Genomic DNA, 22501 nt, shown 5'->3' with positions numbered 1-22501 from the left:
GCCGGCCGTATCCGCCTTCAGCGCGCGAGAAAGGCGATGGAGGCCGTCAGGTTGACGGCCAGCGCGGCGATGAACGCGAGGTAGAGGACCGCGCCGGCGCGTTTGCCGCCGGCTTCCTCGGCCGCCCGGACGGGATCGTCCGGGCCGGGCGTTCCAGTGCACAGGCACATCCGGCCAGTCCCGTCACGCCTTGCGGCAGAAGCAGGAGAACTTGATCGAGACGTCGCTCGTCTTCTCCAGCTTCTCGATCCTGGCGCGGATGCTTTCCGCCTCCTGCGTCCGGCCGAGCTTCTGCAGGCACTCGTGATAGCCCTTGAGGCTCCAGATGTTGTCCGGGTGCTGGCAGGCGCGCGGCAGGGAATCGTTCAAGCCGAGATCGGCCTCGTAGACCGCCATCGAGTCCTCGACATGCCCCTGCTCGAGCAGCAGCGCGCCGAGCGCGTGGCGCGCCGGCTGCATCCAACCCCACGGCTCGTCATAGGGCAGTGCGTCGTCGAGCGCGACGGCGTTGCGCAGGTGCCCGAACGCTTGCGGATAGAGCCGCTCGCGATAGGCGATCTCGCCCAGCATCATCTCGCGGGCGACCGCCAGAATGTCGATGCAGCGGTTGTTGAACAGGTAGCGGCTCTCCTGCACCCGCGCCAGCGCGGCGTCGAATTCGGCCGCGCAGGCCTTGGCGTCCGCGACATTGCCGAGGACGCCGTGGGCGACGGCCTTGGCGTACCAGATCATCGCCGTGGTGACGCTGAACAGGCTTTGATCAGTGGGGAGCTCCTGCGCGATGATCTCGTGCCAGCGGCCGAACCGCACCATCACGTGCTGCTTGACCGAGACAAAGCCCTCCAGCCAGTCGGCCATCGGCGGGGATTCGACCCTGAGCAGCTCCTCCGGCAGCGTGGCGAGCATCTGGTCGGCGGTGGTGATCGCGGTCTCGTACTGGCCGGCGAACATCGCGCCGTAGATCTTGAAGTGATAGTTGTGGCAGCGATAGAGCGAATAGAAGTTGAGCGGGCCCCGCTTGGCGAGGAACTTGGTGTCGGCCTCGATGCCGGCCGTGTTGGCGTCGATCGCGGCGACATAGTCGCCGACGAGCACGTCGATATGGCTCGGCATGTGGGCGAGATGGCCCGCATCCGGCACGAGGCCGCGCAGCGCGTTCGCCGCCGGCAGCGCCCGCTCGGGGTGAGGCGACATCTCCATCGCGTGGATATACATGTGCAGGATGCCCGGATGGGTCATGCCGCCGGCGGCGAGGGCCTTGTCGAGCACGTCGAGGATTTCGCGCGTGTCGGCGCCTTCGGCGACGGTCCCGGCATTGATGTCCCAGAGCTGCCAGGGCGTGCGGTTCATCATCGCCTCGGCGAAGACGGCGGCGATCTCGGGATTGTCCGGCATCTGCGCATAGGCCTTGCGCATCGCCGTGGCGAAATCGTCGTTCCACTTTTCGAGGTCGTCGCGCGCCGCGGCGGCCTGATAACGGTGCGGCAGGGCCTCGATCAGCAGGCGCTCGAACTGCGAGGTGCCCTCGCGCAGCTCCAGCGCCTTCTGCGTCATCGCGAACGCCTCGTCGATGGAGCGCGCCGCGTCGTCCGGGTCGAAGGCGACCCACGGCTTGTTGTAGTTGCAGCCCAGCACGAAGGCCTTGCCCCAATAGGCGATGGCGCAGCCGGGATCGGCCTCCAGCGCGAGGTTGAAGCACTCGTAGGCTTCCTGATGGTTGAAGGCGTAGCACAGCACCAAGCCGCGGTTGAACCAGAGCTGCGCGTCCGGCGAGGAGGTGGTGATCACGACCCGGTAGGTGCCGAGATCGAAGTAGTCGGATGCCATGTCGTCTCTCCCGTTGGTGACGGTGGGGTTCAGGCCTGCGTGTCGCTGCCGGAATGGAAGTTGAAGACCGCGCCTTCCTTGATGCCGCTCGGCCAGCGGGTCGTCATCGTCTTCAGGCGGGTGTTGAAGCGCACGCCCTCCATGCCGTGGATGTGGTGGTCGCCGAACAGCGACCGCTTCCAGCCGCCGAAGGAGTGGTAGGCCACCGGCACCGGGATCGGCACGTTGACGCCGACCATGCCGATGCGCACGCGCGTGAAGAAGTCGCGCGCGGTGTCGCCGTCGCGGGTGAAGATCGAAGTGCCGTTGCCGTATTCATGGTCGTTGATCAGGGTCACGGCCTCCTCATAGGACCCGGCGCGCAGCACGGAAAGCACCGGCCCGAAAATCTCGTCCCTGTAGATCGACATGTCGGGCGTGACGTTATCGAACAGGCAGCCGCCGAGGAAGTAGCCGTTCTCGTAGCCCTGCAGCCTGACGCCCCGGCCGTCGACGATAAGCCTGGCGCCGGCCTTCTCGCCTTCGGCGATGTAGCCGAGGATGCGGTCGAGGCTCTGGCGCGAGATCACCGGGCCCATGTCGGAGGCGGGATCGTCGAAAGGAGCGACCTTCAGCGCCTCGACGCGCGGGGCCAGCACCTCGACCAGCCGGTCGGCGGTTTCTTCGCCCACCGGCACGGCGACGGAGATCGCCATGCAGCGCTCGCCGGCCGAGCCGTAGGCCGAGCCGATCAGCGCGTCGGCGACCTTATCCATGTCGGCGTCGGGCATGACGACGAGATGGTTCTTGGCGCCGCACAGCGCCTGGACGCGCTTTCCGTTGGCGGTGCCGCGGCTGTAGATGTAGTGGCCGATCGCCGTCGAGCCGACGAAGCTGACCGCGTCGACGTCCGGGTGGTCGAGAAGCGCGTCCACCGCCTCCTTGTCGCCGTTGACGACGTTGAACACGCCTGCCGGCAACCCGGCTTCATGCAGGAGCTCGCCGATGCGGACGACGACGGACGGGTCGCGCTCGGACGGCTTCAGCACGAAGGCGTTGCCGCAGGCGAGCGAGACCGGATACATCCACAGCGGCACCATGGCCGGGAAGTTGAACGGCGTGATGCCGGCGACGACGCCGAGCGGCTGGCGGATCGAGAAGCTGTCGACCTGCGAGGCGACCTGCTCGGAATATTCCCCCTTCAGCAGATGGGGAATGCCGCAGACGAACTCGACCACCTCGATGCCGCGCGCGATCTCGCCTTTGGCGTCGGACAGGGTCTTGCCGTGCTCGCGCGACAGCATCGGGGCCAACTCGTCGATGTGGCGCACGAGAAGGTCGCGGAAGGCGAACATCACGGCCGCGCGCTTCGCCGGCGGCTGCGCGCCCCACGATACTTGCGCCTTCTTCGCGACGGTGACGACATGGGCGACGTCGTCGGCGCTGGCGAGGCTGACCCTGCCGATGGCCATACCGGTGGCGGGGTTGAAGATGTCGGCGGCGCGGGACGACGCGCCGGCCCAGATCTTTCCATCGACGAAGTGTTGGACGGTGTTCATGTCAGCTTTCCTTTTCGCTCAAGGGAGTCTTGCGGCGCAACCGGCCGAAATCGTGGGGATCGTGCGGGTGGTTCGGGCCATGCTCTCCTCCGTCAGGCGACCGTCGCCAGCAGCGCGAGGCTCGCGGCCGAGATGAAGACCGAGGCGAGGGCGGCGAGAAGGAGCGGGCGCATGCCGCGCGCCCGCACCGCGCTGAAGCGGGTGCCGAGGCCGAGCGCGCCCAGCGCCGCCGCCAGCATGATCGGCGTGATCGCGACGATCGCCGCCTTCAGCGGCGCGGGCACGAGACCGAGCGTGTTGATCGCCATGCACAGCACGAAGCCGAGGACGAAGGTCGGGACGATCTGCGAGAAGCCCAGCTTGCCGGAGACGCCGCCGGAACGGTCGGCGGTCAGCACCGACATCGCGACCAGCAGCGGCGCGAGCAGGACGACGCGCGACAGCTTGACGACGACGCCCTGCTCGCCGGCAACGTCGCCGTGCTGGAAGCCGGCGGCGACGACCTGCGCCACCTCGTGGATCGAGGAGCCGACCCAGAAGCCGTAATCGACGGGGGAAAGGCCGGCGAGCTGCCCGAGCAGCGGATAGACGAGCATTGCCGCGGTGCCGAAGACGGTGATGCAGGCGACGGCATAGGCGACATCCTCGTCATTGGTCCGGTGGACGGCGTTCGCCGCCGCGATCGCCGAGGCGCCGCAGATCGAGGTGCCGGCGGCGAGAAGCCGCGCCAGCCCGGGATCGACGCCGAGGAGCCGGCCGAGCCCCACCGTGGCGAGGAACGTCGCCGCGACCAACGCGCAAAGGGCGAGCATGCGCACGAGCCCGACCTCGCCGAGCTGCCCGAGCGTGAGCTGGAAGCCGAGCAGGACGATCGCCAGCCGCAGCATGCGCTTGCCGAAGAAGGCGACGCCCGGCCCGGCGGCGGCGGGAACGGTGGTGAAGCTCGAGAATGCGATGCCGATGAAGATGGCCGAGATCATCGGGCTGAGCCCCGAGAGCCCCGGCACCTGCCGCAGCCCGTAGGCCGCCGCGGTGATCGTCGCCACCAGCGTCAGCCCCGGGACGATCGCCTCCAGACGCCGCAGCGGCGAGGCGGAAGTCGCATTCGCGACGGCGGGTCGGTCCAGAGTCACGGCGCAGCCTCGGCGAGGTCGTTGTTCGTGCGCCGGTTATGGATTTGCCAGATTGTGCGGTCCAACAGATTGATCTGATCGAACCGTTCGGCGTGATCGAACGGTTTGCGCGCCGCCGCGATGACCGTCGGGCCGTGCCGGGTGCGGGAAGTGAGAGGCGTGCCGTCTACCGCTGCGAGGTCGATGCCAAGCGTGGCGCTTTCGGGCGCGACGTTGCCGGATGCGGGTTTGCCGGATGGGGCGATGCCGGACAGAACGGCGGCAGACCGCATGATGGCAGGCAGGGCGATACTGACGGTAGGCAGGGCGATACCGGACGCGGCAACACCAGCCGGGGCGATGCCAACCGGGCGGATGCCGGCGGCGATCATGCCCGGCGCGGGCGCGCCGTGCCCCTGACGCCCTTCTTCCTCATGCGGGTGTTCTGCATGCTCGTCTCCTCCGTGCCCGTGCGAACGGATCATCCGCTGCGCCTCCCGTCGCGGAACGAATGTTGCGTAGCACAACAATTAATTGTTGACAATTATACGTAGATCGCTTTCCCTTGGGCCAGGAACGAGCGTTCTGGGCTGCAGGCGACGCCGGACGGGCAGGGCAGGGGCCGGGGAGGAGAACACGTCTTTTCAGGGGTTGCGCCGGTCTTTCTGGTGCACCGCGCCTGTCAACAGGCATAAAGGCGGCGTATTCTTTTCCGGTTTCGGAGTGTTCTTTCGAGCGGCGGCCGTTTCACGGCCTGCAAGCTTCACAGGCGCGGAGGACAGGCGTGAATAAATCGAGATCGGCGTCCGGAGACATGGCGGCAATACCCGAACTGCCGCGCTCTGTTGCCGCGATCGCGGCACAGCATCTCGAGCGCGAGATCATCGAGGGGCGCCTGAACCCGGGCGCGCGCCTCATCGAGGAGGAATGGGCCGAGAAGTTCGGGATCAGCCGGGGTTCGTTCCGCGAGGTGCTGCGCATCCTGGAGACGGCGAAGCTGGTGGAGATCATCCCGCGCCGGGGCGCGCATGTCGCGCGGGTCAACCGCCGCGACGTCGAGGAGATCTACATCCTGCGCAAGCATCTCTTCGAGCTGGCCTACATGTACGCCACGGCCAACATGACCGAGGAGCACCTGAAGGTGTTCAGGACCATCGTCGACGACATGGAGCGGGTCGCGGCGCGCGGCGACGTGGTCGAGTTCAGCGCCCTGTCGCAGAAGTTCGACGATCTGGTGCTCGACGTCGCCGACATCGTGCGCCTGCGCATGGTCGTCGAGTTCCTCGGCAAGCAGACCATCCGCTACCGCTATATCGGCTTCAAGATTCCCGGGCGGATCGAGCGGTCGCTTGCCGCCCACCGCGCCATTCTCGAGGCGTTCGAAGCGCGCGACGGCGAGCGCGCCGGTGCGACCGTCTACGACGTGATCGAATGGGCGGGCAAGAGCATTTTGACCAGCGTCTTCGGCAACGGCGCCGAGGAGCAGGAGGTCGCCCCGGACGGCCGCGCGAGGAGGAGACGGCAGTCGGGATTGTGACGATCTGAAGAAGTGAAGCCGGGCGGAGTTCGCGTTCCGCCGCCCGTCCCTGGATTCAAGCACTTGCAGACACGGCGCGACATCGCGCGGGAGGCCGGAAGGCATGCCGGCTCCCGCGACGGGTCGGCGCGTGCCTGATGGAGGCCGGCCATTCGATGGCCGCGGCCGGAAGGACAACAGGGCGCGCCGCGCGCGCCCGAAGCAGAGGAGACCGCATCCATGAGCGGCATCGTCATAACGAACGTCTCCAAGTTCTACGGGGCGTTCCATGCTCTCAAGGACGTCAGCCACAGCATGGCCGAGGGCACGGTCACGGTGATCCTGGGGCCGTCGGGCTCCGGCAAGAGCACCCTGATCCGCTGCATCAACGGGCTGGAGACGATCGACGCGGGCTCGGTCTCGGTGAACGGCGTCGACGTCTTCGACCGCAAGACCAACATGAACAGGCTGCGCTCGTCGGTCGGCATGGTGTTCCAGCAGTTCAACCTCTACCCGCACATGACGATCATGCAGAACATCACCCTCGCGCCGCGGAAGGTGAAGGGGATGTCCGCCGACCAGGCGCAGAAGCGTGCGCTCGAGCTGCTCGACCGGGTCAGGATAGCGGACCAGGCGAACAAGCACCCGGCGCAGCTTTCCGGCGGCCAGCAGCAGCGCGTGGCGATCGCCCGGGCGCTGGCGATGGACCCGAAGGTGATGCTCTTCGACGAACCGACCAGCGCGCTCGACCCGGAGATGATCGGCGAGGTTCTCGACGTCATGGTCGATCTCGCCCGCGACGGAATGACGATGGTGGTCGTCACCCACGAGCTCGGCTTCGCCAAACAGGTGGCCGACGAGGTCGTCTTCATGGACGGGGGCAAGATCGTCGAGTGCGGCAAGCCGGAGGCGTTCTTCGCCAACCCCACCGACCCGCGGGCCCGGCAGTTTCTTTCCAGCGTCGTGCACTGAAATACCAAAACAAACCGGAGGTAAATGAAATGTCCAGAGGTAGTTGGAATCTGTTCTCCATTGCGGGCGCGTGCGGCCTCGCGATGCTCGTCTCGGCCTGCTCCTCGTCCGAGGAGACCAAGAGCGACGTCGATCCCTCGGCGGCGACCTGGCAGGGCATCGAGAGCAAGGGCAAGGTGGTCGTCGGCGTCAAGTACGACACGATCCCCTACGGCTTCGTCCCGCAGGGGCAGGAGACGCCGGTCGGCTTCGACATCGATCTCGTCACCGAGATCGCCAAGCGCTGGGGCGTCGAGCTCGAGCTCCAGCCGGTCACCAGCGCCAACCGCATCGCCAACCTGACCACGTCCAAGGTCGACTTCATCGCCGCCTCGATCGTCCACACCCGCGAGCGCGACGAGAAGATCGACTATTCCGTCACCTACATCGCCGAGTCGATGAAGCTGATGGTGCCCATGGATTCGCCCATCAACGCCATCGCCGACCTCGACGGCAAGACGGTGGCGCTGGCGCAGGGTTCGATCCAGTCGCAGATGATGAAGCAGATGAACCCGCAGGCGCGCGTCCTCGAGATGAAGGACTGGGCCGACGTCTACCTTGCCGTCCAGCAGGGTCGCGCGGACGCGGCCTTCGACACGGCCGGCTCGCTCGGCTCGGCGGTCGCGGCGGCCAAGGACGCCGGCGTCTCGCTCAAGGTCGTCGGCGAGGACGGGATCGGCAACTCGCCTTTCGCGTTCGGCGTGCGCCAGGGCGACGCGCTGGTGCGCGACAAGCTGAACTTCACGCTGATGGACATGGTCGAGGACGGCACCTACGAGGCCATCTTCAAGAAGTGGTGGGGCACCCTCTACGCCAGCACCTACCAGGTCGAAGTCTGGCCGAAGTAAGCGTAGCGGACGTATGAACATGGGCTCCGTCAACTGGAACGTCGTGTTTGGTCCCGAAGGCCGGGCGCTGTTTGCGTCAGGCCTCTGGATCACCGTGCAACTTGCGTTCTACGCCATCGTCTTTTCGTCGTTGATCGGCAGCCTGATCGCGTTCGGGCGGGTGTCGAAATCGCCCGCCCTGCGCCCCCTGCGCGTGGCGCTGACGGCGCTGGTCGAGTTCATCCGCAATGTCCCGGTGCTGGTGCAGCTGGCATTCTGGTATTTCGGCGTCTTCGGCCTGTCCTCGGTCCAGTGGTTCGTGTCGCCGCTGACCAGCGTCTACAGCATCGAGTTCATCGCCGGCGCCTGCGCGCTGATCGTCTATCGCAGCGCCTACATCGCCGAGGCCGTGCGCTCGGGCCTGCAATCCGTCCCGCGTGGCCAGTACGAGGCGGCGATGGCGACCGGGCTCGGCTATGTGACGACGATGGTGCGCATCATCACGCCGCAGGCCTATCGCATGGCGCTGCCGGCGCTGATCAACCACTATGTCGGCGTCACAAAGAACACGAGCATCGTGCTGGTCATCGGCGTGCCCGACCTCGTCTTCCAGGCCTATACGCTGACATCGCGCACCTTCGAGGTGTTCCTCGTCATGGGCACGGCGGTGGCGATCTTCGTCGTGCTGTGCACCCTCGTCAGCACCGGGTTCAATGCCCTCGGCAGCTATCTCGACCGAAGGTGGGGATACGCCCAGCCCTCGCATGGCCCGCGCTCCGTGAAATCCTGGCTCAAGGCGCTGGCGGCATGAACGCGATCCTGAACAACTGGGAATACATGATCTCCGGCCTGCGCTACACCTTCGCGCTGGCGCTGGTCGGCATCGTCGGGAGCTTCCTGTTCGGCTGTGTCCTCGCTACATTGCGCCTGTCGCCCTACCTGCCGGTGCGGCTGGCGGCCAAGGCCTTCATCGAGCTGGTCCGAAGCGTCCCGCTGCTGCTGTTCATCTTCTTCACCTACTTCCTGATGACGGAGCTGGGCTACAACGTCTCGGCCTTCGTCTCGGGCAGCATCGCGCTCGCGGTGTTCACCAGCGTCTATGTGGCGGAGATCATCCGCAGCGGCATCCTCGGCGTGCATCCGGGCCATGTGGAGGCGGCGCGCGCCAGCGGGCTCAGCTACCTGCAGACCATGCGTTACGTGGTGCTGCCGCAGGCGGTGCGCCGCATGATGCCGTCGCTCTCCTCCGAATTCATCATGCTGGTCAAGGAAACCTCGCTGGTCTCCGTCATCGGCGTGCAGGAGTTCTACACCCGCGTCAGCATCACCAATGCGCGCGTCCTCGTCCATCCGTTCGAGCTGCTGGCCTTCGCCGCGGTCGTCTATTTCTGCATCTGCTTCGTGCTCAGCCTCATCGCGAGGCGATACGAGCTCAGATCCGACATCTGAAGCCGGCTGTCGGGCGTTTTTCTGCGAAAGATCATCATGGAGTCCATTGTGAAGGAAGAAGAAGGCTACACCCTGAGCAGTCCGCTGTTCGAGGATCTCTGGTCGAGGGCGCCGATGCGCCGGAAATTCAGCGACCGGGACATGGTCGGCGGGTGGGTCCGCGCCGAGGTGGCGCTGGCGCGCGCGCAGGCAGAGCTCGGCCTGATCCCGGAGGATGCGGCTAAGGCCATCGCGGAGGCCGGCCGCACCCACGCGTTCGACATGGTGGCGATGCGCCACGGCGTCACCGCGACGCTCCACCAGCTGATGCCGTTCATCAACCAGCTGCGCGACGCCTGCCCGGGCGATGCGGGGCAGTATCTCCACTGGGGTGCGACGACGCAGGACATCATCGACACCGGCGCCATGCTGCGCTCGAAGGAAGCGATCGCGATGATCGTCGAGGGGTTGGAGTCGCTGGAATCGGCGCTGGCGGCGCTGTGCGAGCGCGAGGCCGAGACCGTGATGGCCGGGCGCACCCACGGCCAGCAGGCGCTGCCCATCACCTTCGGCTTCAAGGTCGCCAACTGGCTTTCCGAGGTTCGCCGCAACATCGACCGGCTGAAGGCGATGTCGGAGCGCGTCTTCGTGGTCTCGATCGTCGGCGCGGTCGGCACCTCCGCCTATATGGGGCCGAAGGGGCTGGAGGTTGCGCGCAAGGTCGCGGCCGATCTCGGGCTCGGCTGGGACCCTGTCTCGTGGCAGGCGGCGCGCGACCGCCTCGGCGAGATGCTGTCGACGATGATCCTGACCGGCTCCTCGCTCGGCCGCATCGGCCACGAGCTCGCCGTCCTCCAGAAGACCGAGCTGTCCGAGGTCCACGAGCCGCATGGGCCGGAGCAGGTCGGCTCCAGCACCATGCCGCAGAAGCGCAACCCGAGCATCGCCGAGGGCGTCCTGTCGGCCGGGCTGATGCTGCGGGCCCAGGCCGGCCTCGCCATGGAGCTGATGGCGACCGAGCACGAGCGCGACGATTCGCGCTGGCAGATCGATTCGCGCATCGTGCCGGAAGTCTTCCTGCTGCTAGATGGCCAGATCGGCAACCTCACCTATCTCGTCGAGGGGCTGGAGGTCGACCGCGAGCGCATGCGCGCCAACATCGTCGACGAGATCGCGGGCGAGCCGATGATGCGCGCGCTCGCCTCCTTCCTCGGCCGCCACAACGCGCATGACGTGCTGCACGAATGCTTCATGACCGCGCATGAGAAGCGCATTCCGATCCTAGATGCGCTGAGCGCGAACGAGGCCGTCAGCGCGCATTTGAACAGGGAACAGCTTCGGTCGCTCATGGACCCCGCGTCCTATCTCGGCGTTGCGGTCGAGGTCGCCCGCAATGAGGCCCGCCGGGCACGATGAAGCCGTCCGCCGAACGCCGGGAGCGTCCGTCTCCCGGCGTTCGGCATTCCAATTTTCTTTTTGCTGCGGAGAACGAGCCATTGGTCCGTCGCGCCGATAGGGCCGGGGAAGCCGGCATGGGAAATGAGGCCGTCACCGCCGTCCTCGCCGACTACGCGCTGGGCGACGTTGCGCGCCATGTGACGGGGGAGGCGCTGCGGCAGGCCCGCGACACGCTGCTCGACACGGTCGGCGTCGCGCTCGCGGCGCGGGACTCGGTGCTCGTAGCAGTGCTGGCGAAGACCCATGCGGGAAGCGCCGGCGCGGCGGGCTCGACCATCTGGACGAGCGGGCGCCGCGCCGATCCCGAGATCGCGGCTATGGTCAACGGCGCCACCGCCCACGCGCTCGACTACGACGACACCAACGAATCGATCCGCGGCCATCTCGCCTCGACGATCTGGCCGGTGCTTCTCGCGCTCGGCGAGGAGATCCGGCCGAGCGGCCGGGCGCTGGCCGAGGCCTATGTGGTCGGCGTGCGCGCTGCGGTCGCCGTCGCCGACGGCATGGCGATCGACGACCACTACGCCCGCGGCTGGCATTCGACCTCGACCGTCGGCGTCGTCGCCGCAACCTGCGCCGCCGCGCGTCTGCTCGGCATGAGCGCGGCGCAGACGCGGCACGCGCTGGGCCTCGCGGGAAGCATGGCGAGCGGCAGCCGCCAGAACTTCGGCACGATGACCAAGCCGTTCCATGCCGGGCTCGCCGCACGCAACGCGGTGCTCGCCGCGACGCTCGCCCGCGCCGGCTTCGAGGCCAACCCCTCGATGCTGGAAGGGCCGCTGGGCTACTACGCGCTGATGGCCGGCCGCGCGCGGCTGGCCCAGGTGGCGCGGAGCCTTGATGAGGCATGGACGCCGGCGCGCCACGGCGTCAGCCTCAAGAACTACGCGGTCTGCTACAACCTTCATCGCATGTGCGACGCCATGGCGGCACTGAAGGCGCGCACCGGCCTCAGGCCCGGCGACGTCGAGCGCATCGATGTCGCCATCGAGCCGCAGGGCAAGGCGCCGCTCATCCACAGCCGGCCGGGCGCGGCGCTGGAATGCAAGTTCAGCGCCGAATACGTCCTCGCCGCGCTGCTCCACGGCCGCGGCCTCGGCCCGGCCGATTTCGGCGATGGGATTCTCGAGCACGAGGCGCTGCGATCGCTGATGCGCCGCATCGAGGTTTGCGAGCAGAAGATGCCTCCGGCCGGCGCGCCGGAATGGCTCGAAGGCTATGCCGTGGTCACGGTGACGCTTCGTTCCGGCGCGCGTCTCACCGAGCGCGTCGACAACCCGAAGGGCCATTGGGGCGCGCCGTTCTCGCGCGAGGAGATCGCGCGAAAATTCCGCGATTGCGTGGCGTTCGGCTTTCCCGGCGCAGACGCGGCCGGGCTGGAAGAAGAAATCCTCGCCGTCACAGAGGCCGACCGCTTCGAGGGGTTTTCGAGGCTTCCGGCGCAAGTTCCCGGTCGCGGCTAGGCCGATCCCCATATCGTCGCCGGATCGATCGCGTCGATCGAGGCCCGGCCGGTCAGCGCCATGGCGACCTCCAGCTCGGCGCGCAGGATGACGAGAAGATGGGCGACGCCGACCGGGCCGGCGACCGCCAGCGCGTGCATCACCGGCTGGCCGATCATGCAGGCGCGGGCGCCGAGCGCCAGCGCCTTCAGGATGTCGGTGCCGCGGCGGATGCCGCCGTCGAGGAGGAGGGGGACGCGCCCTTCGACCCGCGCGGCGACCGCCTTCAGCGCGTCGATGCTGGCCGGTAGGGTGTCGAGCGTCCGCCCGCCATGGTTGGAGACGGCGACGGCGTCGGCGCCGAGCCCGATCGCCCGCTCGGCGTCGTCAGGATGGACGATGCCCTTGAGGATCAGCGGCAGGCTGGTGCGGCCGCGCAGCCATTCGATGTCGTCCCAGCGCGGCGCGGCGTCGAGCAGGCCCTTGAACACCGGGCTCTCGCCCGGCCTGGCGCGCGAGACCGGCCCGGCCATGCCCTCGATGTTGACGGGGCGCACATGCGCCGGCAGCCGGAACCCGGCCCGTTGCTCGTCGTTGCGGACCCCGTTCACCGGGGCGTCGACCGTCACCATCAGCGCGCGGTAGCCCGCCTCCTCCGCGCGGCGGACGAGGGAGAGCGCCGCCTCGCGCCCGCCCTGCATGTAGAGCTGGAAGATCAGCGGCGCGGCGGCGCGGGCGGCGATGTCCTCGAGCGTGGTGCCGGCCAGCGTGCTGACGCACATCGCCGCGCCGCAGGAGGCCGCGCCGAGCGCGCTCGCCAGCTCGCCGTCCGGATGGACGAGGCGCTGGTGGGCGACGGGGGCGATCAGGAGAGGGAAGGGCAGGTCGATGCCGAGGAACGTCGTCGCGGTGGAGGCCTGCCGCATGTCGGCGAGCACCCGGCCGGCAAGCTCGATCCGGTCGAAGGCGGCGCGGTTGCGCGTTAGCGTCAGCCCGTCCGCGCCCGCGCCGGCGATGTAGGCCCAGATATCCGCCGGCAGTCTTTCGCGCGCGTGACGCTCGTAGTCGGCGGCGCAGACGACATCCGGCGGGACCGGCCCGCTCATACGTCGGACCAGTGGCGCAGCAGGTTGTGGTAGTGGGCCGTCAGGCCGACGACCGCCTCGTCGTCGTCCTCCATCTCCTCGCGCACGCGGATGATCGAGCGGTCGAGATCGTAGAGCATGGTGCGCTGCCAGTCGTCCTTCACCATGGACTGCGTCCAGAAGAAGGAACCCCAGCGGCTGCCGCGCGTGACCGGGGTCACGGAATGCATCGACGTCGCCGGATAGACGACGAGATGGCCGGCCGGCAGCTTCACGGAATGGGCGCCGTAGGTGTCGTGGATGACGAGCTCGCCGCCGTCATAGTCTTCCGGCGGGGTGAGGAAGAGGGTCGAGGACACGTCGGTGCGCAGGCGCTGGCCGGTTCCGGGCAGGGCGCGGATCGAGCCGTCGACATGCGCGCCGAAGGTCATGCCGACATCGTAGCGGTTGAACATCGGCGGCAGGATGCGCAGCGGCAGCGCCGCGCTGGTGAAGACAGGGCTTCGGGCCAGCGCGCGCAGCACGATCTGGCCGAGCTCCTGCGCGGTCTGCGATTCGATGGGGAGCTGTAGGTTGTTCTTGACCTTGACCGCCTGGCTGCCGGCGGTGACGCGTCCGTCGACCCATTCGGTGCCTTCGAGCACCTGCCGCATATAGGCCAGCTCCTCGGGCGTGATGAGATCGGGGATGGTTACGATCATGTCCTCACTCTCTTTCGTTCAACAGAAAAGTGCCGGCCTTGAAACGGAAAATTGCCGGGCTCGCGCCCGGCAATTCCATGGGTGGGGAAGACGCTGCGGAGGTCAAGAGCTTCCCATGCCTCGGTTGCCGCGGGTCAGAACTTGAAGCTGGTGCCGAAGCGATAGGTGCGCGGCGCGCCGAGATAGCCCCAGCTTCCGTTCCAGTTGGTCGTCGTCAGATAGGTCTCGTTGAAGACGTTGTCGATGTTGAAGCGCAGCGTGACGTTGTCGTTGACAGCGTAGGACGCCATCAGGTTGACGAGGAAGTAGCCCGGCAGCTTGCCGAACTTGCCGTTGGGGATGACGCGGGTGGCGTCGTCCGGGCGGCCGATCCAGCTGTCGCCGACATACTGGAAGCCGCCGCCGAGCGTCAGCTTCTCGGTCACGTCGTAGGTCGTCCACACATTGGCGGTGAATTTCGGCGTGAAGGCCAGCTCGTCGCCATTGGTGGTGGTGACGCCGGTGAAGCCGGGCGAGACCGTGCCGGTGCCCGGCAGGTAGTCGTTGCTGTTGGGAGCGGTCCTCTGAAGCGCCCGATCGACCTCCGCGCCGTGCTTGCGCTCGCTATTGAGCAGCACGAGGCCGCCGAAGAGGCTCCACCGTTCCGTGATGTTGCCGGCGACGCCGAGCTCGATGCCCTGGACGACCTGGTCGCCATAGACGATGTCGGGGTCCGTGGGCAGGCTGACATTGCTGCGCGGATAGGCGACGTTCTTCTTCTCTGTGCGGAACAGGGCGCCGGTGACGGAAAGGCCGCCGTCGAGGAAGTCCCACTTGACGCCGACCTCGTAATTATGCGCCACGACGGGCTTCGCGCCGGCGACGAAGCCGGGGAACGCCTGGTCGATGCCGCGCGAGATGTCGGGGTTGGACAGAAGCGAGCCGTGCGGGAGATGCGTCAGCCCGTAGGAGGCGTAGATGCTTCCCTCGGGCCGCGGCTTGTAGACGACGCCGATATTGCCGCTCAGCGTGGTGCGGGAGTCGCTGTAGGCGTTGGACCCCGTGCCGGGGATGGTGCCGTTGCCGCGGATGTCGACGCTGTAGCGCTCGGCGCGCAGGCCGCCATTGACCAGCCACTTCTCATTCAGCTCGATCGTGTCGTAGAGATAGGCCGCGACCGTGTCGACCCCGACCTCGCTCGTCGTCGGGCTCGCCGCATCGGGGTTGCCGTGGATGGCGTCCGCTCTTTCGCGGCTGAACTCGAGGCCGGCGGACAGCGAGTGCCGCCACGTCCCCGTCTCGAACTGCGCCGACACGTTGGTCAGGTTGGTCAGCGTGGTGTTCTCGCGGTTGTAGTACTGGTTGCCCGGGAGCGCCGCCCCCGCGCTGGGAACCCTGTAGACCGACGAGCGGTCGACGCTCGACCATCGCGTCTGGTTGCTGATGGTAATGCTGTCGTTGAAGTCGTATTCGAAGCGGGCGAGGAATGCATCGCTCTCGACGTCGTTGTAGTCCGTCGGCGCGCCGAAATAGGTGTCGCGCGGCAGGAAGCTGCCAGACGTTCCGCGCGGGCCGGCGCCGGGGATGGCGACGACGTTCGGCCTGCCGCCCTCGCCGGGGTTCCTGTTGTAGGCGACGCCGTTGTCGGGCGTCTCGTCGCGCCTGACATGCTCGTAGGCGAAGATGGCGCGGAAGTCGGTGCCGAGGCCGTAGGCGAGCGAGGGGGCGATGCCCCAGGTCTTCATGTCGGCGACGTCGCGGCCGAAGATGTCGCCGCCTTCGCCCATGGCGTTGAAGCGGAAGGCGAAATCGTCGACCACCCTGTTTACGTCGATCGTGCCGCGCGTGCGGGTGCGGCCGTCGTCGTCGAAGCCGATGCGCGTCGAGCCGCGGATGAAGTTCTCCGTGGTCGGCGTCTTGGTGGCCATGTTGATGTAGCCGCCGCCGGTGGAGCGGCCGTTCTCGCCGCCGGCGCCCTTCACCACCTCGACCTGCTCGATGTTGAAGGTGTCGCGCGTGTAGCTGCCGTTGTCGCGCGCGCCGTCGGTGAAGACGTTGCCGGTGGCGTTCATGCCGCGGATGAAGACGGAGTTGCCGCCGCTGCTGAAGCCGTTCTCGCCGGCGTCGAGGCTGATGCCGGGCGTGTTGCGCAGCACCTCGACCAGATCGGTCGCGCCGCGCTCCTCGATCACCTGCTCGGGGACGACCGTCACGGTCTTCGGCGTGTTCTTCAGCTCGGCCGTCGCCTTCTTCGACTGGAGCCGTTCGCGCTTGTAGCCGGAGGCCGCCGTGCCCTGCCTGCCGCCATCGACATTGATCGTGTCGAGCTCCGTCACGCCTTGCGCCTGGGCGGGGCTGGTCAGGGCGGCCGAGAGCGCAATCATGGGCAGCAAACCAAGGGTCGTCCTGACAGAATCGGCGCGAGTTTTGTTGTCGGTGGGATTGTCGCTCAAGAAAGCCTCCGTGATTGGGCCGAACCGGGAAGGGGGCTTCCGGTCGCGGTCCTTAAAAAAATGCCGTCCAGCTGTCCGCCGGGGCAGGCGAAAGCGGGACGGTTGCCTGAGAGGGGCATTTCACCGGTTACTAATCTTGAATAAAGGAGTCAACTAAAATTGTGGCGCGATTGTGCGCATGCCACGATTTCGCCATATGCCGCGTCGCCGAGCCGGGCGGACCTTGCCGTCAATGGAAATCCCGCGATTTCGGGATGATCCGCACATTGCGCGGGTGGGTGGCGCCTCGCGGCTGCCGCGGGAGGGTCTCGTCGATGCCGGGCGCCATGAAATCCGGCCTGTCGTCGGCAGAGAGCCGGTTGAGGTCGGCGCTGCGGTCGATCAGCTTCTGCGCGACGAGGTGGGCGATGCCCTCGGGACTCTTCTGTACCCGGCCCTGCACTTCGATCAGGCGCGAGCCCATCACCTGCCGCCGGAACGCCTGGAACAGGCTCGCCCATATGACGACGTTGGCGATGCCGGTCTCGTCCTCGATGGTCATGAACACCACCTTGCCGTTGCCGGGCCGCTGGCGCACCAGCACGACGCCGGCGGTCTTGGTCCGGCTCTTGTCCGCGAGCGCCGCAATCTCGCCGCAACTGCGGATGCCTTCCGAACGATACTGCGCGCGCAGGAAGACGAGCGGGTGGGCCTTCAGCGACAGCCGCGTGGTCTGGTAATCGGTCACCACGTGCTGCGCCAGCGAAAGGGCGGGCAGCCGCGCGTCCGGCTCCTGCGGGAGCTCGGCGGCATCGGCGGCGGCGAACAGCGGCAGGGGCCGGTCGTCGGGAATGCGACGCGCCGCCCACAGGGCGTTGCGGCGGTCGAGCCCGATGGAGCGGAAGGCGTCGGCGTCGGCGAGCCGCTCCAGCATGGCGCGCGGCAGGGCGGCGCGGCGCGCCAGCGTCTCGATGTCGGGATAGCCCGTGCCGCGGTTGTCGACCAGCTTCCCGGCGAGCTCTTCCCGGATGCCGCCGATTTGGCGCAGCCCGAGCCGCAGGGCGAGCCTCTCCTTGCCGGTGGCGGGATCGAGCATGCCCGTGGGCTCGATGGTGTTGTCCCAGTCGCTCATGTTCACGTCGGCGGGCCGCACCTCGACGCCATGCTCGCGCGCGTCGCGCACGATCTGCGCCGGGGCGTAGAAGCCCATGGGCTGCGCGTTCAAGAGGGCGCAGGCGAAGATCGCCGGGTGGTGGCACTTGATCCAGGACGAGACGTAGACGAGATGGGCGAAGGAGGCGGCGTGGCTCTCGGGAAAGCCGTAGCTGCCGAACCCCTTGATCTGCTCGTAGCAGCGCCGGGCGAAGTCGGGATCGTAGCCGCGCGCGGTCATGCGGTCGATCATCATGCGCTCGAACTCGTCGATGGTACCGAGATTGCGGAAGGTGGCCATGGCCCGGCGCAGCCGGTTGGCCTCCTCGGCCGTGAACTTCGCCGCCACCATGGCAAGGCGCATGGCCTGCTCCTGGAACAGCGGCACGCCTTTCGTCTTTCCCAGCACCTCATGCAGCTCGTTCTCCAGCCCGTGCTCCGGCGAGGGTGAGGGGAACGTTACATCTTCAGCGCCGCTGCGGCGCCTGAGATAGGGATGGACCATGTTGCCCTGGATGGGGCCGGGCCGGACGATGGCGACCTGGATGGCGAGGTCGTAGAAGCAGCGCGGCTTGAGGCGCGGCAGCATGTTGATCTGGCCCCGGCTCTCGACCTGGAACACGCCGATGCTGTCGCCCCTGCACAGCATGTCGTAGACGGCCTCATCGTTGCGCTCGAAGGTGGCGAGGTCTGGCTCGATGCCCGCATGCTGCCGCAGAAGATCGAAGGCCTTGCGGATGCAGGTCAGCATGCCGAGGGCCAGCACGTCGACCTTCAGCAGGCCGAGCTCGTCGATGTCGTCGCGGTCCCATTCGATGAAGGTGCGCGCTTCCATGGCGGCGTTGCCGATGGGAACCGTCTCGTCCAGCCGGCCGCGGCTCAGGATGAAGCCGCCGACATGCTGCGACAGGTGGCGTGGGAAGCCGATGAGCTGCTTGGCGAACTCGACCGCCCTCATGATGACCGGGTTGCCGGGATCGAAGCCCGCCTGCCTCACCTGCGTCGCGGGAAGCTCCTCGCCATGTGAGCCCCAGACGGTGGCGGCAAGGGCCGAGGTCACGTCCTCGGTCAGCCCCAGCGCCTTGCCGACCTCGCGGATGGCGCTGCGCGGACGGTAGGAGATGACGGTGGCGGCGATGCCGGCGCGGTGGCGGCCGTAACGCTCGTAGATGTGCTGGATCACCTCCTCGCGGCGCTCGTGCTCGAAATCGATGTCGATGTCGGGCGGCTCCTTCCTTTCCTTCGATAGGAAGCGGGCGAAGAGGACGTCTATCTCTTCGGGATCGACATTGGTGATGCCGAGGACGAAGCAGACCACGGAGTTCGCGGCCGAGCCGCGCCCCTGGCAGAGGATCTTCTTGTCCCGCGCGTAGCGGACGATGTCGTGGATGGTCAGGAAATAGCGCGCGTAGTCGAGCTCGGCGATCAGCGCCAGCTCCTCCTTGAGAAGGCCCGCCACCTTCGCCGGGGTGCCCCCCGGATAGCGCGCCGCGGCATGCTGCCGGACCAGATCCTCCAGATGGCCCTGCGGCGTCTTGCCGGGCGGGACAGGCTCGTCGGGATAGTCGTATTTGAGCTGGTCGAGCGAGAACCCAACCCGCTCCAGAAGGCGCCGGCTCTCCTCGACCGCTTCGGGCCGGTCGCGGAACAGGCGCGCCATCTCCTCGGGCGGCTTCAGGTGCCGTTCGGCGTTGACCTCGAGCCGGCGGCCGGCCGTGTCGATCCGCATCCCCTCGCGGATGCAGGCGAGGATGTCCTGCAAGGGCCGCTGCTCCGGCGCGTGGTAGAGCACGTCGTTGGTGGCGAGGAGCGGCACGCCGACGCGCCGGGCGACGGCATCGAGTTTTACGAGGCGGCGGCGATCCGCGCCCTGCCGGTGCATGGTCGCGCCGAGCCAGAGCGAGCCGGCGGCGCGCGCCGCCAGCCGCCGCAGCGGCGCCTCGCAGGCGGCGGGATCGCCGGGCATCAGGATCAGCAGCAGGTGGCTCGTGTCGTCGAGGAGATCGTCAAGAGTAAGATGACACTTACCTTTTGTTCCGCGCAGATTGCCTACTGTCAGGAGGCGGCACAGCCGGCCCCAGCCGTCGCGGTTTGCGGGATAGGCGACGACGTCCGGCGCGCCGTCCTCGAAGACGAGGCGCGCGCCGACCGCGAGCCTGAAGGGGATGTCGCCGTCGGTCTCCTCGCGGTGCTTTTCCTTTATCTGGTTCAGCGCGCTGTAGGCGCGCACGACGCCGGCGACGGTGTTGCGGTCGGCGATGCCGATGCCTTCGCAGCCCAGTGCGATGGCCTGCGCCACGAGGTCGTGGGCATGCGAGGCGCCCCTCAGGAAGGAGAAGTTGGAGGCGGCGACGAGTTCGGCATGGCTCATGCGAACAACCCGTGGAGATACCAGCGCGGCCGCTCGCGCTCGCGCCGGTAGAGCCCTTCGCGGAACAGCCAGAAGCGGTGGCCGGCGCGATCCTCGACGCGGAAATAATCCCGCGTCAGCGCGTCCTCCCCGTCGCGCCACCATTCCGGCGCGATGCGGTCCGGCCCTTCGGCGGCGACGATGTCGTGGACGATCCGGCGCCAGCGGAAGCGGATCGGCGGCCCGTCCGGCACCTCGGCCATGGCCTCGACCGGCTGCGGCGGCGCGAACAGGCGCAGCGGCAGGAGCGGCGGCTCGCCCCGGGCGGCGGCGGGCCACGCGCGGTCCGCCGCGCTGCCACCCCCTGCGTGAGACGAGATGGCCTCGACGGTGCGGAAGCTGCGCTCCGGCACATGGCTGTCCTCGGCCGCGAAGCGCATGACCTGCGCCGCGTCGAGGCGGGCGCTCAGGCGGTCGATCAGGCCGGCGACGGCCTCGTCGTCCTCCTCGCTTCCGTCGAAGCGCGCCTGCCGCCCCTCCATGGCCTCGCAGGCGAGGGCGGCCAGGCGGATCACGTCGAAGCCGAACCCCGGATCGAGCGGGTCGGCGAGGGCGTCGAGGCGCTCGGCATAGAGCCGGGCAAGGATGCGCGCGTCGCGCAGCGGCCGGCCGCTGGCGACGGCGATCCGCCGCACGATCCCGTCGGCGCGGAAGAAGCTCGCCTCGAATTGCCGCCCGCCGAGGCCGTGTTCCTCGAGTTGCCGGGCGAGCCCCTGCGCCAGCCCGGCGACGGTGGCGTCGATGTCCTCGGTGCGCGCGAGCGGTTCGGCGAACCGGCGCTCGACCATCAGCGCGGGCGGCGGGCGGTCGGGCGAGGTCGGGTGGTCGACCTCGCCCAGCACGCGCGCGAGGCGGTCCATCAGGTCCGCGCCGAAGCGGGCGGCGAGCGGCGCGCGCGGCCGGTCGGCGATGGCGGCGATCGTCTTCAGCCCGGCGCGCGCCAGCGCCAGCACCCGCGCGCCGTCGATGCCGAGCGCCGCCGCGGGCAGGGGCCGGACGGCCTCGGCCTCCATGCCGGGCGCGACGACGCCTTGCGTCGTGTAGCGGGCGACGGCGCGCGCCGCGTCGGGCGTTCCGGCGATCGCCGCCTGCACGGTGAAGCCCATGAAGCCGAGCCGGGACACGATCTCGGCGCGCATCGCCGCCTCGCCGCCGAAGAGATGGACGCAGCCGGTGACGTCGAGCATGACGCCGTCCTCGCCGTCGAGCCCGACCAGCGGCGTGAAGCGGTCACACCAGTCGGCGACGCGCTTGAGGAGGGCATGGTCGGCGCCGGCGTCCCTGTCGGCGACGACGACATCCGGCACGCGCGCCCGCGCATCGGCCAGCGTCAGGCCGGGCGCGAGCCCGAGCGCGCGGGCCCTGCGGTCCGCATGGGCGACGCGCAGCGCGCTGCCGACTCTGGCGAGGACGATCAGGGGCCGCTCATCCGGTGTCGCGCCATGCCGTCGTTCGAGCCGGTCGGTGGGAAGGAAGGGAAACCACAGCGCCAGATAGCGCCGGTTCCCGGAAAGCAAGCTCATCACGGTTCCACTCCACGCGCCAACGGCCGGAACCCGGTCCGCCCCGATGGCGCAGCAAGGCAAGGTCGAAGGAAGGATGGCCGGGCGCGCCGGCCTCCAGCGTCACCGAGGGCGCGGCCGCTACGCTCCATCGGCTGAAGGCGGCGCTCGGCTGCGGCCGGGCGTCGAGGCGCAGCATGACGAGGCCGACGCCGGAAGAGGCCGCCGCCAGCGACAGGCGGCGGCTCGTCGTCAGGCCGGGGGTCCCGGCCGTGCCCCACAATTCCAGCACCACCGCGCCCAGCGCCCGGCAGCGCGCGGCCTCATGGGCGGCTCGCAGCGCCTGGACCGCGTCGCGCGCCTCGACGAGCAGGACGGACGGCGCCGCGCCGAAGCCGATCAGCCCGTGCGGATGAAGGCCGCCATGCTCGCGCGCGGCCATTGCCTGCTGCACCCAGACGATCGTGCGCCCTTCGCCCGCCATGCGCAGCGCCAGCCCCAGCGCAAAGCCGCAGGCCGCGCCGCCATCGGCCATGGCGGCGGCGAAGACCTCGTGCATGGCCCGGCGCGGCAGGCCGCCGTCGAGCGCCGCGTCGATCGCCCCGACGCCCAGCGCGACCCGCTCCGACGCCATCGCCTCGCCCCACTCCCGCGCATCGATGCAGGCAAGGCTCTGCCGGAGCCGGGCAAGGGTATCCTGCTCAGCCATCATTGGTATGTTCCTGTTTTGTTCTATAAAGACTCCGATCGGGACAAGAGTCAACCGGATCGGCTTCATGGGAAGCCGTCGGGACGGAGTCGTCGAAGGCCGGCAGGGCAAGGCTCAGGGCGAAGGAGTCAATGCGGCAGTACGGCCGCGGCTCGCCGCAGTTTTCCCTCGCGCTGGACGAGGATACCTGAAGCGTCCGCTATCGCGTGCCTGATGTGCATCGTCGTCGGCGCCGGCGCTGCCCCTCATCCGGCTGCCGCCACCTTCTCCCCGTGAACGGGGAGAAGAGAGCTGCCGCCCTTGCTTTCGCCAATAGCAAGCGTGGAAAAGAGGATGCGGCGGTGCGGCCGTCATTCCTTCTCCCCGTTCACG

18 protein-coding genes are annotated in these 22501 nt (G+C 68.3%); 7 read left to right on the top strand and 11 right to left on the bottom strand.

Annotated features, from left to right (window positions below; translation table 11 throughout):
- Positions 1-17 precede the first annotated feature (17 nt).
- The 5 genes from M9945_RS18430 to M9945_RS18410 form a co-directional block, all read right to left on the bottom strand.
- Positions 18-170 carry a hypothetical protein gene (locus tag M9945_RS18430; RefSeq protein ID WP_367945736.1) on the bottom strand — a complete coding sequence of 51 codons (153 nt, stop codon included), beginning with the start codon at positions 168-170 and terminating at the stop codon, positions 18-20.
- A 13-nt stretch (positions 171-183) separates the two neighbouring features.
- Positions 184-1827 (bottom strand): tetratricopeptide repeat protein, encoded by a 1644-nt coding sequence (locus tag M9945_RS18425; RefSeq protein ID WP_367945735.1) that lies wholly within the window; start codon positions 1825-1827, stop codon positions 184-186.
- A 29-nt stretch (positions 1828-1856) separates the two neighbouring features.
- Positions 1857-3365 carry a CoA-acylating methylmalonate-semialdehyde dehydrogenase gene (locus M9945_RS18420; RefSeq protein WP_367930215.1) on the bottom strand — a complete coding sequence of 503 codons (1509 nt, stop codon included), beginning with the start codon at positions 3363-3365 and terminating at the stop codon, positions 1857-1859.
- Between the two features lie 92 nt (positions 3366-3457).
- Positions 3458-4498, bottom strand: a complete 1041-nt coding sequence (locus M9945_RS18415; protein ID WP_367945734.1) for a YeiH family protein — start codon at positions 4496-4498, stop codon at positions 3458-3460.
- Positions 4495-4962, bottom strand: a complete 468-nt coding sequence (locus M9945_RS18410) for a hypothetical protein (protein WP_367945733.1) — start codon at positions 4960-4962, stop codon at positions 4495-4497. The genes M9945_RS18415 and M9945_RS18410 overlap by 4 nt, the downstream gene beginning before the upstream one ends.
- Before the next feature lie 329 nt (positions 4963-5291).
- Between M9945_RS18410 and M9945_RS18405 the strand changes: the two genes are divergently transcribed.
- The 7 genes from M9945_RS18405 to M9945_RS18375 all read left to right on the top strand — a co-directional run bounded on the left by M9945_RS18405 (position 5292) and on the right by M9945_RS18375 (position 12180).
- Entirely contained in the window at positions 5292-6014 is a 723-nt protein-coding gene (locus tag M9945_RS18405; protein WP_367930218.1) for a GntR family transcriptional regulator, read from the top strand.
- A gap of 219 nt (positions 6015-6233) precedes the next feature.
- Complete coding sequence (locus M9945_RS18400) at positions 6234-6965, top strand: amino acid ABC transporter ATP-binding protein (protein WP_367930219.1); 732 nt, start codon at positions 6234-6236, stop codon at positions 6963-6965.
- A gap of 29 nt (positions 6966-6994) precedes the next feature.
- Positions 6995-7852, top strand: a complete 858-nt coding sequence (locus tag M9945_RS18395) for a transporter substrate-binding domain-containing protein (RefSeq protein ID WP_367945732.1) — start codon at positions 6995-6997, stop codon at positions 7850-7852.
- 19 nt (positions 7853-7871) lie between these two features.
- Positions 7872-8642 (top strand): amino acid ABC transporter permease, encoded by a 771-nt coding sequence (locus M9945_RS18390; RefSeq protein ID WP_367930221.1) that lies wholly within the window; start codon positions 7872-7874, stop codon positions 8640-8642.
- A complete protein-coding gene (locus M9945_RS18385; RefSeq protein WP_367930222.1) occupies positions 8639-9280 on the top strand; it encodes an amino acid ABC transporter permease in 642 nt (213 codons plus the stop codon). Before M9945_RS18390 ends, M9945_RS18385 begins: the two co-directional genes overlap by 4 nt.
- 36 nt (positions 9281-9316) lie before the next feature.
- Positions 9317-10675, top strand: coding sequence for an adenylosuccinate lyase family protein (locus M9945_RS18380; RefSeq protein WP_367945731.1), 1359 nt, complete (start codon positions 9317-9319; stop codon positions 10673-10675).
- A 116-nt stretch (positions 10676-10791) separates the two neighbouring features.
- Positions 10792-12180, top strand: coding sequence for an MmgE/PrpD family protein (locus tag M9945_RS18375; RefSeq protein ID WP_367945730.1), 1389 nt, complete (start codon positions 10792-10794; stop codon positions 12178-12180).
- Here the strand turns inward: M9945_RS18375 and M9945_RS18370 are convergent.
- The 6 genes from M9945_RS18370 to M9945_RS18345 form a co-directional block, all read right to left on the bottom strand.
- A complete protein-coding gene (locus M9945_RS18370; RefSeq protein ID WP_367945729.1) occupies positions 12177-13265 on the bottom strand; it encodes an alpha-hydroxy acid oxidase in 1089 nt (362 codons plus the stop codon). The genes M9945_RS18375 and M9945_RS18370 overlap by 4 nt on opposite strands.
- On the bottom strand, positions 13262-13945 hold the full coding sequence (locus tag M9945_RS18365; RefSeq protein ID WP_367930226.1) for a Fe2+-dependent dioxygenase: 684 nt from the start codon (positions 13943-13945) through the stop codon (positions 13262-13264). Before M9945_RS18365 ends, M9945_RS18370 begins: the two co-directional genes overlap by 4 nt.
- A gap of 134 nt (positions 13946-14079) precedes the next feature.
- Positions 14080-16308, bottom strand: a complete 2229-nt coding sequence (locus M9945_RS18360) for a TonB-dependent receptor (RefSeq protein WP_367945728.1) — start codon at positions 16306-16308, stop codon at positions 14080-14082.
- Positions 16309-16606: 298 nt separating this feature from the next.
- Entirely contained in the window at positions 16607-19879 is a 3273-nt protein-coding gene (locus M9945_RS18355; protein ID WP_367945727.1) for an error-prone DNA polymerase, read from the bottom strand.
- Positions 19876-21441: a DNA polymerase Y family protein gene (locus M9945_RS18350; RefSeq protein ID WP_367945726.1), complete on the bottom strand. Its 1566-nt coding sequence runs from the start codon at positions 21439-21441 to the stop codon at positions 19876-19878. The genes M9945_RS18355 and M9945_RS18350 overlap by 4 nt, the downstream gene beginning before the upstream one ends.
- Positions 21344-22132 carry an ImuA family protein gene (locus M9945_RS18345; protein WP_367945725.1) on the bottom strand — a complete coding sequence of 263 codons (789 nt, stop codon included), beginning with the start codon at positions 22130-22132 and terminating at the stop codon, positions 21344-21346. Before M9945_RS18345 ends, M9945_RS18350 begins: the two co-directional genes overlap by 98 nt.
- Positions 22133-22501: the final 369 nt, after the last annotated feature.

The sequence above is a fragment of the Aquamicrobium sp. genome, assembly GCF_023954335.1.
In the GTDB taxonomy this organism is placed as follows: domain Bacteria; phylum Pseudomonadota; class Alphaproteobacteria; order Rhizobiales; family Rhizobiaceae; genus Aerobium.
This window is presented reverse-complemented; position numbering and strand designations above follow the sequence as displayed.